Origin of the sequence: Roseiconus nitratireducens, assembly GCF_008629675.1 — a bacterium.
In the GTDB taxonomy this organism is placed as follows: Bacteria; Planctomycetota; Planctomycetia; order Pirellulales; family Pirellulaceae; genus Stieleria; species Stieleria nitratireducens.
In genome coordinates, this window is the sequence record NZ_VWOX01000002.1 from 118,484 (window position 1) to 130,955 (window position 12,472).

9 protein-coding genes are annotated in these 12,472 nt (G+C 59.6%); 3 read left to right on the forward strand and 6 right to left on the reverse strand.

Going from position 1 to position 12,472, the window contains the following annotated elements; translation table 11 throughout:
- Positions 1–57 precede the first annotated feature (57 nt).
- Positions 58–2,028, reverse strand: a complete 1,971-nt coding sequence (locus FYK55_RS03090) for a TolC family protein (RefSeq protein WP_150074783.1) — start codon at positions 2,026–2,028, stop codon at positions 58–60.
- A 494-nt stretch (positions 2,029–2,522) separates the two neighbouring features.
- On the opposite strand from FYK55_RS03090, the gene FYK55_RS03095 reads away from it, so the two are divergent.
- Both FYK55_RS03095 and FYK55_RS03100 read left to right on the forward strand, forming a co-directional pair.
- Positions 2,523–4,949: a diguanylate cyclase gene (locus tag FYK55_RS03095; RefSeq protein WP_150074785.1), complete on the forward strand. Its 2,427-nt coding sequence runs from the start codon at positions 2,523–2,525 to the stop codon at positions 4,947–4,949.
- 470 nt (positions 4,950–5,419) lie between these two features.
- Entirely contained in the window at positions 5,420–6,604 is a 1,185-nt protein-coding gene (locus FYK55_RS03100; RefSeq protein WP_150074787.1) for a GIY-YIG nuclease family protein, read from the forward strand.
- Positions 6,605–6,619: 15 nt separating this feature from the next.
- Here the strand turns inward: FYK55_RS03100 and FYK55_RS03105 are convergent, their stop codons facing one another.
- From FYK55_RS03105 to FYK55_RS03125, 5 genes are all read right to left on the reverse strand, one after another.
- Positions 6,620–7,765 carry an LOG family protein gene (locus tag FYK55_RS03105; RefSeq protein ID WP_150074789.1) on the reverse strand — a complete coding sequence of 382 codons (1,146 nt, stop codon included), beginning with the start codon at positions 7,763–7,765 and terminating at the stop codon, positions 6,620–6,622.
- 36 nt (positions 7,766–7,801) lie between these two features.
- Positions 7,802–8,506, reverse strand: coding sequence for a family 16 glycoside hydrolase (locus FYK55_RS03110; protein WP_235908387.1), 705 nt, complete (start codon positions 8,504–8,506; stop codon positions 7,802–7,804).
- 91 nt (positions 8,507–8,597) lie between these two features.
- Positions 8,598–10,097 carry a sulfatase family protein gene (locus tag FYK55_RS03115; protein ID WP_150074791.1) on the reverse strand — a complete coding sequence of 500 codons (1,500 nt, stop codon included), beginning with the start codon at positions 10,095–10,097 and terminating at the stop codon, positions 8,598–8,600.
- A 179-nt stretch (positions 10,098–10,276) separates the two neighbouring features.
- Positions 10,277–11,041, reverse strand: a complete 765-nt coding sequence (locus tag FYK55_RS03120; protein WP_150074793.1) for a hypothetical protein — start codon at positions 11,039–11,041, stop codon at positions 10,277–10,279.
- A 200-nt stretch (positions 11,042–11,241) separates the two neighbouring features.
- On the reverse strand, positions 11,242–12,087 hold the full coding sequence (locus FYK55_RS03125; protein WP_235908388.1) for a 7-carboxy-7-deazaguanine synthase QueE: 846 nt from the start codon (positions 12,085–12,087) through the stop codon (positions 11,242–11,244).
- A gap of 16 nt (positions 12,088–12,103) precedes the next feature.
- Between FYK55_RS03125 and queF the strand changes: the two genes are divergently transcribed.
- Positions 12,104–12,472: a preQ(1) synthase gene (gene queF, locus FYK55_RS03130; protein WP_150074795.1), complete on the forward strand. Its 369-nt coding sequence runs from the start codon at positions 12,104–12,106 to the stop codon at positions 12,470–12,472.

Here is a 12,472-nt window from a genome sequence, read left to right on the forward strand (position 1 = left end):
GGCATCTCGTCTCAAGGCGTTGCGTGCGTTGGACAGTGTTGCTGCCGCTGGGAGCGGCTAGCGTGGGGAAACCGATTCCTTCGGATCGCGACCGGCCCACGCACCGACGGGCGTCGCCCACGAGGGCGACGTTTCGGAAGGAGGCGCGCCTTCAATCAGAGGCGCCGTCGCCATCGGCGGACTCGCGTCCCGTGCCGGGGCTTGGACCGCATCCTGAATTGGATCGGTAACCGGGATCGCGGGCCGATCCGCTCTGTCGCCCGTATCAAATCCTTCGTCGGCGTCTTGGTGATGCAGAAAATCGACCTTCCCAGATCGCTGGTCCTGAGTCGGCTGGATCCCTTCATTGATCAACAGCGTCCCCATCGATCGTTGCATGCGAACCTGCGAGATCATGTAAGCGGCTTCTGCCGCAACCAAGTCTTTTTCCGCATCGGTTCGCCGTCGCTGCGCATCGAGCAGGTTTTCCAGCACGATTCCGACGCGTGATTCGTCGCCTCCGATCAAACGCCAACGCGTCGTCAAGATCGTTTCCTCTTCGAGCGCCGTTTGCAGCACCTTTCGCTTGCTGACAAGTTGACCTGCGTACCGCTGGACATCGATCAGTGCGCTTTGGACTTCGAATTGGGTCCGCTGAATGATCTCACGAAGCTGCTCACTTTGCTGGCGATAGCGGTACTGGGCTTCCCGGTGGCGGGCACGGCTGGCCCTTCGTCCGTAGGGCATGTTGTACAAAACACCCGCGGAAGCCCCCGGCACCGTATCAAACTCGTTCCAAAACGACTGGGCGACGTCGCTGTTTCCGGTCAATTGTGCCAGGTAGCCGTTGAACACCAGATTCAGTTGCGGCTCCAGTTCGGCCCGAGTCACACGCATCGCCAGCGCCGACAACTCCAATTGATGCGTCGCTTCCCGAATTTCCGGCCGGTTCTCCAAGGCCTGCGTCACGGCGTCGCGCAGCGAGAATTGTGTCGGATCGTCGCTGGGAGCAACGGTCGGGATCAATTCCAGTTCGTTGTCCGCACCGATCAACGCTTCGCTTCCGACCAACACCGCCAACCGGCACTGGCTGCGTTTCAGTTCCGCTTCCAGATCCAGGACGCCATCGGCACGCCGCGCGATGCGACCGCGCGCTTTGGCGATTTCGATCCGCCCCGCATCAAAGTGCTGCCTGCTGGAAAGCACGGTCTCCAGTTCGCGACTGCGATCCAGCAGGGCGCGCTGCTGAATCAGCTGGGTCCGGACCTGGTAGAGTTGCCAGTAGGCTGTGATGACGTCCGCCAGGCGTTGTTCGACGTCCGAACGCATGTCCTGCCACGCGACGTGACTTTCCAGACGTGCTTGCGTGATCAGCCGTTCGTTGTAGTACCGGCCGCCACGGGACAACAGCGGCTTGGTCAGGCTGAGACTCAAACGGGAGTTGCCCTGGTTTTGCGGCACGAAAAACGTGCTGTTGCTGTCAAGCAGTCCCAACTGTTGCGTCCATTCGACATTGGTGCCGCGACGAGTCGTCTGACGGGCCCCACCGCGGACGTTCATGGATTGTTCAATCAGGCGGGGCGCTCCGCCGGTGGTCAACGTGTTTCCCACCGGATCGTTGGTTCGCCCCACGTTGCTGCCCAGCAGTACCGCCGGGTCGAATGCCGCGTCCTGTTCGATGATCCGCTGGACAGTCGCGCTGGCTTGATAGGCAACGCTTTGGATCTTGGGACTGTTGGCAAGCGCGTCCAGCAGCACGGTTTCCAGATCGAAAGAAACCCACCGCTGCCGATCCAGAATCTGGTCCGTTGTCTTGTCGGTCCACCAGCAAATCGAGCTATCACCCGGTGACGGCGGCCGTGCGCCGGGGTCAAGCGGAACGGTCGGCCGCGGCAGAATCTCCACCGGATCCGGAGCGGGGTCGGGCGTCAGGCCTGGCAGGGCGATCGGCGATTGGGCGCGCAGGGAGCCTCCGGTCGCGATTGCCGCAGCGACGGTCAACGCGATACTCAGCCGGCAACTCTGCCTGGATGTTCCGAATCGTCCCATGAACACGTGTGGTTCTTCCTGATTCCCAACGCGACCGCAGCATGCTGCCACGGTTGACGGTCCGTCGCATTCCCAGCGCGGGATGATTGGGTCGGACCGGTTCGCATTGGGTCAAATCGGACGCAACGGTCGCATCGGACGGCAGGAGCCGACGGAAAATGCGTCTCGATCCGATCCTAGGGGGGAACAACCGATGCGGCCGCCAAACTCAACCACTTCATGACTCCCGACCGAACCTGCGGGACCGTCAAAGTCGGCTCCAGATCTTCCCTTCGTAGGGGCCTGGGAACCGATCACTCCGTGGCCCCGAGAAAAGCCAGTCGGCACAATCGGCACAATCCATCACCGCGGCGCAAACCCCCTGGCTTTTGCTTCCGGACGGTTTCTTGGTTGCAATCGGAATCGCTCCCCAACGATCGGCAAGCAAAACTTCCCTCGACAACTCCGGATCCGACCGGACATTCCGTCTTTCCTTTCGTTGGTGTGATTGAGCTTTGGCTAGGGTTTATTTCCAATCGCTTCGCCTGGCGATCGCACTGGTGTGTCTGGGGGCCAGCCTGATTCTGGCCAGCCACTGGTTCGGGCTGCTTCCCGATGTCGCGGCCATCCAAAAGGACTCCCGGCGACGTTTGAGCGAGGCGATGGCGGTCAACGCCGCCGCGCACGTTCGCAAAAACCAATGGCTGGATCTGCGCTACGCGTCTCAGACCGTGGTGGACCGTGACGGCGACCTATTGTCCGTTGGGATCCGCAACAACTACGGCGATTTGAAAGTCGATGCGGGGCACCACGCGGAACTGTGGGAGCGCGCCCAAAAGGACGGCGAGGGCATGGACCCGGTGAAGGTCCCGATCACGCTCAACCGCCGTCCGTGGGGATACGTTGAACTGTGCTTCCGAGCGGCCGATCAATCCTGGGCCGGAGCGATCATCGAGCACCCGCTGCTTCGCCAACTTGCCTTTTTCTGCATTCTCGGCACCTTCGGCTACACGTTGTTTGTCGGCAAGGTGATGAAGGTCTTCAATACCACCCAAGTCGTTCCGGAACGAGTCCGTCAGGCTCTGGACACGCTGGCCGAGGGCTTGTTGGTCCTGGATGAGAAAGCACGGATCGTGTTGGCCAATCGCGCCTTTGCCGACACGGTCAATGTTCCCGGCAACGTGCTGGTGGAATCCTGTGCCAATGACTTGCCATGGACGCACCCCGATTCGACGCCGTGCACGGATTTTCCTTGGATGTCCGCGATCGATGAATCGGCCACCCTGACCGAACATATCCTGCACCTGCAAATCGACCAAAGCAATCGCCGCATCTTTTCGGTGAACGCCGCGCCGCTTGGATCTGGACGTGTCCGGCGAGGAGCATTGGCAACCTTTCGTGATGTGACCCACATCGAAGAGCATCGCGCGGAATTGGAAACCATGTTGTCGTTGCTACGGAGCAGCCGCGATGAGATTGAACAAAAGAACAAAAAGCTGGAGATTCTGGCGACGCAGGACGCTCTGACCGGATGCCTGAATCGCCGAGCCTTTTTCGAGCGATTCGGCCGCCTCTGGAAGCGCGAAGCAAATGCGCCCTCGACGCTCGCTTGCATCATGATCGACAACGATCATTTCAAGAAGGTCAACGACACGTACGGCCACTCGGTGGGTGATGACGTGCTGCGTGAAGTGGCGCGGGTGTTGAAACAGCATCACAAGGATCAAGGGCTGGTCTGTCGTTACGGCGGTGAGGAGTTCTGCGTTCTGCTTCCCGGCGTCGACTTGCCCGGTGCGATGCAGATTGCCGAAGCAACGCGGGAAGCCATCACCGAAATCCGGTTCGACGATCCCGAAGAGTTGCGATTGACCGCCAGCTTGGGAGTTTCCGAACTCCGTTTCGGCGCCACGGATCCACAAGAACTGATCAACCAGGCCGACGTTGCTCTGTATGCTGCCAAACGCGCCGGCCGCAATTGTGTGATGGCATTCTGTGAACGGTTGGCACAGTCAGCCGACGAGCTGGCCGAGCACAACAACCGCAAGGGCCATGAAATCCCCTACCAAGCCGTCACCGCCCTGGTTTCCGCATTGTCCTTCCGTGATCCCAACACGGCCGAACACAGTCGTCGAGTCGCGGATCTGTGCATCCGCGTGGCAACTCCATTGATGGACCCGCTGGAGTTGTACGTGATGGAGATTGCCGCATTGCTGCACGATGTCGGAAAGATCGGTGTTCCCGATGAGATCCTGCTCAAGCCCGGAGAACTGACCGAGGACGAGTGGAAGATCATGTCGCGAAACGATCGCATCGGCATCGAAATCATCGAAAGTGCGTTTGAATGCGAGGAGCTGACGCAGTTGGTGCAGGCCTGTCACAAGCAGTTCCGGGACCAGGAGCGCTACGACGACAATCTCCACGGGAGCCAGATTCCGCTGGGCGGGCGTTTGCTGGCAATCTGTGACAGCTACGATTCCATGATCTCCGATCGCGTCTATCGCGCCGGACGTAGCCACGACGATGCCATCGCCGAACTCCGCCGCTGTGCGGGCACTCAATTTGACCCCGAGTTGGTCGAGCACTTTGCCCAAATCGTGACGCGAAAACCCCACGAAGACGGATTCATCAATCGCAACGAGACGGCGATTCAGATTGGTTTTCAGGTGGAAAGGCTAGCAACGGCTGTCGATGAGCAAGACACGGACAGCCTGCGGACGCTCTCGGCCCGCTTGGAATTGTACGCCCGCAGCTGCAACATCGTACCGATTGCCCAAGCGGCGGACCGGATCCACCACCATGCCTCCCAGACGGACATCGCCTGGTTTGACTTGCTGCGTGATACCAACGAATTGCTGGATTTGTGCCGTTCGACTCAATCGGAGATCCTTCGCCAATCGCTTGGGCAAACCCAGGAACTGGCGCGGTTGGAGGTCGAGTTCTGACGCGGGACGCCCCTGGTTCCAAGGCTCCGGCCTTGGAACCCACTGATCGCCCAGCTCTGCCTGCCCCATCACGCCCCGCTGACGGAGCCAGCTTGCAGTACGTTCCCGGGCGGGAGCCCGGGAACGAGGTTGCTCACCTGGTTCCCCCTGGTTTCCCCCTGGTTCCAAGGCTCCGGCCTTGGAACCCACTGATCTCCCAGGCTCCGCCTGCCCCATCGCGCCCCGCTGGCGGAGCCAGCTTGCAGTGCGTTCCCGGTCGGGAGCCCGGGAACGAGGTTGCCCCCCCTGGTTCCAAGGCTCCGGCCTTGGAACCCACTGTTCTCCCAGGCTCCGCCTGCCCCATCGCGCCCCGCTGACGGAGCCAGCTTGCGGCGCGCTCCCGATCTCCGATTTCGGTTCCCCGCACCGGCGAAATCGGCCATACTGTGCCCCGGCGTGATGACAGGGACGAATGACAGGGAGGGCCGGCCATGGACGTGCTCGATTCAAAACAGACGCAATTCGGGTTCGGGGTGGACCCGTTCAACCCACGACCCGCCCGGCCCGTCGAGGCCGTCGGTGGCGATAGCAAGGACTCACTGCGTCGACAGATCGTCGAATCCTGCCCTCGAGTTCCCGGCGTGTACGGGATGCTCGATCGAACCGGCGACCTGATCTACGTCGGAAAGAGCAAGTCACTGCGTTCGCGTCTGCTGAGCTACTTCGCCGCGTCCAACGAAGAGGAAAAAGGCGGACGACTGATCGAATCCGCTCGTGCGATCCAGTGGGAAACGCAACCGAGTGAGTTTGCAGCGTTGCTGCGCGAACAACAGCTGATCCGACAGTTCTCCCCTCGCTGGAATGTCCAAGGGGTGCCCAAGCGCCAGCGGCCGGTGTACCTGTGTTTGGGACGAGCACCGGCGGCGCAATTCTTTCTTGCGCCCAAGCCGCCGAAGGAATGCCAGGCGATTCAGGGTCCGTTCTTTGGCGCCAAGCGGATGGGCGTTGCGGTCGACACGCTTAACAAAGTGTTTCAACTTCGTGATTGCAGCCAGAAGCAAACCTTCCAGTTCGCCGAACAACTGTCGCTGTTCGAGATCGACCATCGACCGGGATGTCTGCGATTGGAGTTGGGGACCTGTCTGGGGCCGTGTGCGGCTGCGTGCACGCAGAAGGAATACGCCAACCAGGTCGACGCCGCGCAACGTTTCCTCAGCGGTGCAACAGACGAACCGTTGCTCGAGTTGCAGCAGCGAATGGAGTCCGCATCGCGCGACCAGCAGTACGAGCTTGCCGGTAAGGCTTACCAAAGCCTGCGTTGCTTGCAGTACGTCCACCGCAAGCTGACGATGCTGGCCACGGCGCGGCGATCCTACAACTTTGTGTACGCCGTCCCCGGGTACGACGGATGCCACACCTGGTACTTGATTCACTGCGGCGAAGTCAGCGCCGTTGCTGCGACACCCGTCGGCCGCGACGCCTATCGTCAAATGAAACCGATGCTCAGCGCTTGGAAAGCGACATTGGAAAGTTCGGTTCAGCGTGGGCACGGACCGTTTCCCTACACGCTGGGAACAGTTGCTTCCTGGTTCCGCCAGAACCGGGCTGAATTGAAGCGATCTTTTTCCCCCTCCCAGGCAGGCCGGAAGTATCACCGTCGGTCCATGGTCGCTTGACCCGACGGACCAATCCTACCGATCAGACAGCGATCGGTGCTTGGCCAGCGTATGAGCAAAGTCGGTGACCGTCTGAACGATCGCGCCGAGATCGTCCGTGATCGTGATCAGCGTGTTGTAGTCGCGATTCGCGGAAATCGTCTTCAGCGCCGGGTAGATCGGTTTTTGGTTCGTCCAGTAGTCACGCCCAAAAAACACCATCGGGCTGGCGTGTTCAAAGGTTTTGTAGCGGTTCTGGGCGGCATCCTGAAACACTTCCTGGATCGTTCCCTCGTTACCCGGCGTAAAGATCACGCCACAGTTGGCGATCGCCAACAAGCCCTCCTCACGCACGCTGTTGGCAAAATACTTCGCGATCTTGGTTGCAAAGCAAGTGGGCGGCTCGTGACCGTACAGCCAAGTCGGTATCCCCAGGCTTTCGCAGGCCGATGACGACGTCAGCGGAAAGCATTCGCAAACGCGAAATGCCGCATCCATCCATTGGGTGATCGGCTGGTATTGGGGGGCCGCGGCAAGCATCGCATTGGCCTGCTGCAGTTCCTCGTCATCTCGTTCAGCAAACCAGGCACCCAGGTGCGTCGCTTCCATGGCCCCTGGTCCGCCGCCACTGGTAACCAACAGCCCCCGACGGGTCAGATCGCGTGCAAGCCGTGCGATCTGCAGATAGAGCTCGGTCCCCCGCGGCATCGAGTGGCCACCCATGATCGCCACCACGTTTCGACCTTCGATTAGTTCCTGCAGCGCATCGGTGATCGAATGGTCGTGCAGTCGCCGGGCCAGAGTCACGTACGCATCGGCCGCATGGGCCTGATGCGTTTGTTGGTAATGCCGAAAGCAGCGGCCGTCCAGGGTTTTCGCATGCCCCTCCGGATCGCCGATCTTGTATCCGCCCAACAGCTCCTCCGGCGTGTACAGATCGCCGCGGTAGGCACGAAACGGTAAATCGTCCAACGGGGGAAAGACCACCGGATGTTCCATCGCATCCAGGGTCGGATCGTCGACTCGGCAACCCAACAGGATCGGCCGACGCGGTTTGGCCGCCAACAGCTCTTCCCGTAGCGGCCGCAGATCCAACGCGTGAAAGACGGCATGATCCACCGACTTTCCAGCCTGCAGATGCTGTTGCAATTCCTGCAGCGTTTCAAACTCTAACCGTTGCATGCCCCGCTACTCCTGCGCAAGCGAGTGGCCGGGCCATCAAGAGTCGTTGCGATCAACCGTCACGTCATCGACCCAGGCCTGTTTTTCGACCGCCAACCGCAATCGGCTCTTGGTGGGATGGCCGATGCCCGGCGACAGGAACTGCCCGACGGTTGATCCATCGATCTGCACGGTCATCGTCTCGCCCTTCAGATCGACCTGGAGATCGTGCCAGGTGTCGGCGGACAGCTGCAACGGGAACTCTTTTTGCTTCGCGGCAATTCGCTTTCGATCCTCAGCCGTCAATTTCCCCGCCTTCGACCGATCTCGCGTCTCCAAGTTCATTCGCCCCGTTTTCAAATCCATCAGCGTTAGCTTATTCAAGCGGATTTTGGCGACACAAAGGTGACCGGCATGCACACTCTTTTCTTTCATGTCGGCAATGTTGATTCCCAACTGATCTCCTTCTCCAATCCGAAATCGCAACGATATCGTCGCGTCCTTGAACTCCAAGTCGTGGACAACGGACACCCCGTGGTCAGCCACCGGATGCCGCGTGATCTTGAGCGCGCCATCGACCAGATCCACCTGTTTGTTGCCTTTGGCCCGTGACGCACTGTTGGTTCCCCAGCCGTTGCCGACCTGTTCCTCCTGGTCGTTCTGCTCCGAGCGTTCAAAGTGGTCTTCCAACAAACGTTCGCCGGCCAGCGCGGGTGTGGCGACCAGAATCAATGACAGCACTCGCAACAAGAAGCCAGTCATTTTCAGATTTCGAATCATGTTCGTACCGGTGGGGAATAGGAGGGCGGATCGAATTGGAAAAACTTGAAGACGGGTTGAAGCCGGGAAGCATCTAGTTCGAAGCGGAGTCGTCTACTTTGGAAAGCGATTGCAACTGTTCCATCAGCGGCCCCTTTTTGAATTGCGGTTCGGCAGACGATTCGCCGTATCCCATCAGCTCCTTTGCCAATCGGCGAACGGTTTGACGATTCTCTTCCTGACCGATCGCATTCTTCAATTCATTCGGATCGCTCTGCAGATCGAACAGCCAGGGGCGTTCGGACGTGGAGACAACCAACTTGTATCGGTCGGTCACCGCTGCCAGCCACGACGGGGGTCCGGCGCCGGCGGCCCGCAAAAACGTGATGTCGTTCCAGTCAGCCGGAGGCGTTCCGCGGAAGAAACCCGATGCGTCTCGGCCATCAAATTCCTGCTTAACGTCTTTGCCAAGAAGTGAAAGAACGGTTGGCATGAAATCGACCGTTCCCAAAGCGTGATCGATGCGTGTGCCGGCTGGAACCACACCGGGAGCAGCTAATAGCATGGGAACTTTTGCGCTCCCTTCGTAGGGATTCCCTTTGTTCAGCCGCCCATGCTCATAGCACAGGTCACCGTGATCGGAGGTGAAGACAATCATGGTTCGGTCCGTTAGATCTAGCTGATCCAAAACCTTCAGAATCTTTCCGACGTTGTCATCGATGCAGCGCACCATGCCGAAGTATCGTGCCATGCTGGCAGCGTTGAATTGCATCGTGCCGTTCTTGCCCTGGGGCGCGGCCCAAGCCGGATTGTCTTTCACCATCGAGAACGTCATCGGCGATCGGATGACCCGGTCCATGTACATGTCGTCGTACGGCGGGCGCACCGTATTGGGCCCGTGGGGATCCGGAAGGCTGAGGTGGTAACAAAACGGGCCTGCTGAGTTTTTACGAATGAATTCGATCGCGCGGTCGGCAAGCCAATCGGTTGAGAAGCTCTTTTCGTCGGCTCCCTCGACACCGTAGGTCGGTTGGTCGCGTGCGTTCCTCGCGGCAACTCGCGGACCGTCGTCCGTCAATTCGAACTGCTTCCAGTGACCACGGTTGAACATGAAACGGTTGTCATCAAAACCGAACTTGCGGCGCGGCTGCCACTGGGGTTTGCCAGGGCCGTCCAGATGCCATTTCCCCGCGTAGCCGGTCGCGTAACCGTCAGCACGCAACACTTCGGCAAAGGTCACCACGTCGCTGTTCATCGGCAGGTTGTTTTGGGGACTGCCGGTTCGCTGGGGGTACAACCCCGAGAAGAGCGACGCGCGCGACGGCGTGCAGACGGGGCTGGTCGCATAGAAAGACGTGCAGATGGCACCCCTCGCGGCGATCGAATCGATCGCCGGAGTTTCGACGACCGCATCCTCTCCCCAGATCAACGCCTGGTCCGCGGGCAACGTGTCGCGGTAGCATCCCAAGGTGCGAAAATTATGTTCATCCGTCTGGATCACCAACAAATTCATCGGTGGGTCCGCACCGACAGCGATCCCCCGGAAGCCCAGGAAGGATACGATCAGGATCAGCGGCAGCGACGGTCGACTCATGAGTGGTGCTCCGTGGGAAAAACCATGCGATTGCCCCACGGCTACTTCCGACGCGACTCTAGCAGCGTATTGATTCTCGATCGTCGCCTTTCACTCTGTGAAAGTTGCGTTCTTGCCGCTGCTTTTTTGGAACAGAAGACGTACGTTGCGGAACGCCCGGTTTGAAAATCAACCGACTGCTAGTTGCCAAACGTGCTCTGAATCAGCACCAGCATCTCGCCCTGGTTGTCCGTGGGGTCCACATCATACATCCGCAGAAACAGGTGGCCGGTCCGGTCGGCAACAAAATCGTCGCCAGCTCGGATCAAAAACGGCTTCTGTTTGTCCAGGTCACCGGAGGAATCCGCAATGACGCCGATCAAAGCGCCCAACTTGATGCGAGAATCCGGGAGCTTTTGATCGTCTGGAATTTGAACTCCTTCGGGCCCGGTTTCCAGAACCACCTTCCAGGTCCCCTTCACTTCCACGTGCACCGGCATCCCCTTTTGCAACTTTGCCCCTGAATCTTGCCAGGATCCGGCCGCGGAAACCTGGGCAATCTTGCGATCCTTCATGGTTTGCATCTGCAGCATGCGTTGGACGCCCGCTTCGCCCTCCGCATAGTTCGGAACCAGCCGAACCATGGCCTCGTAGACTTCCCGGGCATTGTCGTACTGCTTCTTCCGCTCGTACTCACTGGCCAACTTCTCGGCCTTGGCGATGTACTCTTTGTGCAACGACAGAAGTTGGGGATCGGCAGGCAGGTCGGGCTGATTGGCCGCCGCCTCCTTGAGCCGCTGCTCCATCTGCCGTTGCAGTTGCTTTTGTTGCTGTTGAAATCGTTTCAGGTTTGGATTCTGAGCCGATGCATTTTCGAAGCCACCAATCGCTGCGACGAAACCGAAACAGAGACTCGCGGTCAGCACGGCGCGACAAGAAGTTCGCGGAAAAGATGGACGTTGCATGACAAACATTGAGACCGCCGCGTGCGGTGGAAGTGGAGGGGAAAAGGCGGCGTTGAAGAGCGACCAGGACCGCCATCAGCGGAAACAGGGCACGATCGGTTCACCCGCGGTTGCTCCGATCGTGCGTCCCTGCTGGGAAAAACGGTCCGGCTGCCGGAAAGTACCCGGCAGGCAGCGTTTTTACGATGCGCGTGACTGGCTCAGGTGCCGCGACGATTACCGTACCAGCGGATTTGCATCCGGTCGCAATAATGGTAGCCGACGGACTCGGTCAACGGTCGCAGCCACGATTCGGCTCGGTCCAATTCCACCAGCGTTGTCCCTTGCGGCATGATGAAGACGTTGCCCCCCTTCACGTCCAGTGCCTCCGCGATTTCGGCCGCTTCGTCGAATTGTCGTTGATCATTCACGACGAACTTCACCTGAAAGTCCCGAGCCGCATGAATCAACCGCTGCATGGTTTCCAGCGGCAACCGGCGTTCCTCGTGCAAGCGATTCCAACGCGGATGTTCGCCCGGATCAGGAGCGCTGCCGCCGAGCTTAGGGCTGAGTGAAAGCAGGTCACAGGCGATCGGTTTATCGATCGTCCCGGCGGTTTCGATGGTCAAATGAAATCCGGCGTCCATCAGTGCCTGCGACAAGTTGACCGCAGCGGCAGGCAGCAACGGCTCGCCACCAGTCAGGACGACGTGCGAGGGCCCCTCGCCATGGACACGATCGACCAGCGCGTCAATCGCCATCACCTGGCCTTCGGGGTGCCACGATGCGTAGGGCGTGTCGCAAAACCAGCAGCGAAGATTGCAGCCGCTGGTCCGGATGAAGAAGCTTTCGGTGCCGACCAGCCGGCCTTCGCCCTGCCGACTGACGAATGTTTCGGAAACACGGACCTGAGTCGATCCCTGATCGGCCGGGCCAGATACGATCAAGTTCGCATTGTCGCCGTTTGGGGCCAGACCGGTTCCGGGGTCGGCGATCGGCAGCGTATCAGCGGCACGTCGGCCCCTGGTCGATTCGATCGGAGCGTGCGAAACTTGCGGTTTTCCCAAGGGAGAGATCAAAACATTGAGTGATTCAGCGAATTTCCGTGACCTGCTGGAGGTCTTTGACAACCCCAGCCCGTCGCGAGACTTTACCATCGTGCACCACTGCCCGGAGTTCACTTCTGTTTGCCCGAAAACCGGCCAGCCGGATTACGGCAAGATCATCTTCACGTACGTCCCGGACAAAGTTTGCGTGGAACTGAAAAGCTTGAAGATGTATCTGCAGCGGTTTCGCAATGAAGGAATTTTCTACGAAGCGGTGACAAACCGCATCATGGATGACTTCGTGGCCGTTGTACAGCCGAAAACGGCAACCGTGGAAAGCCAGTGGACGCCCCGCGGCGGACTGCACAGCAATATCATCGTCCAACATCCCGCCCCCCAACCGTAG

Bases quoted from the DNA above. Each gene is read 5' to 3' on its own strand.
- FYK55_RS03090 (WP_150074783.1), bottom strand. From the start codon at position 2,028: ATGGGACGATTCGGAACATCCAGGCAGAGTTGCCGGCTGAGTATCGCG.
- FYK55_RS03100 (WP_150074787.1), top strand. From the start codon at position 5,420: ATGGACGTGCTCGATTCAAAACAGACGCAATTCGGGTTCGGGGTGGAC.
- FYK55_RS03105 (WP_150074789.1), bottom strand. From the start codon at position 7,765: ATGCAACGGTTAGAGTTTGAAACGCTGCAGGAATTGCAACAGCATCTG.
- FYK55_RS03110 (WP_235908387.1), bottom strand. From the start codon at position 8,506: ATGACTGGCTTCTTGTTGCGAGTGCTGTCATTGATTCTGGTCGCCACA.
- FYK55_RS03115 (WP_150074791.1), bottom strand. From the start codon at position 10,097: ATGAGTCGACCGTCGCTGCCGCTGATCCTGATCGTATCCTTCCTGGGC.
- FYK55_RS03120 (WP_150074793.1), bottom strand. From the start codon at position 11,041: ATGCAACGTCCATCTTTTCCGCGAACTTCTTGTCGCGCCGTGCTGACC.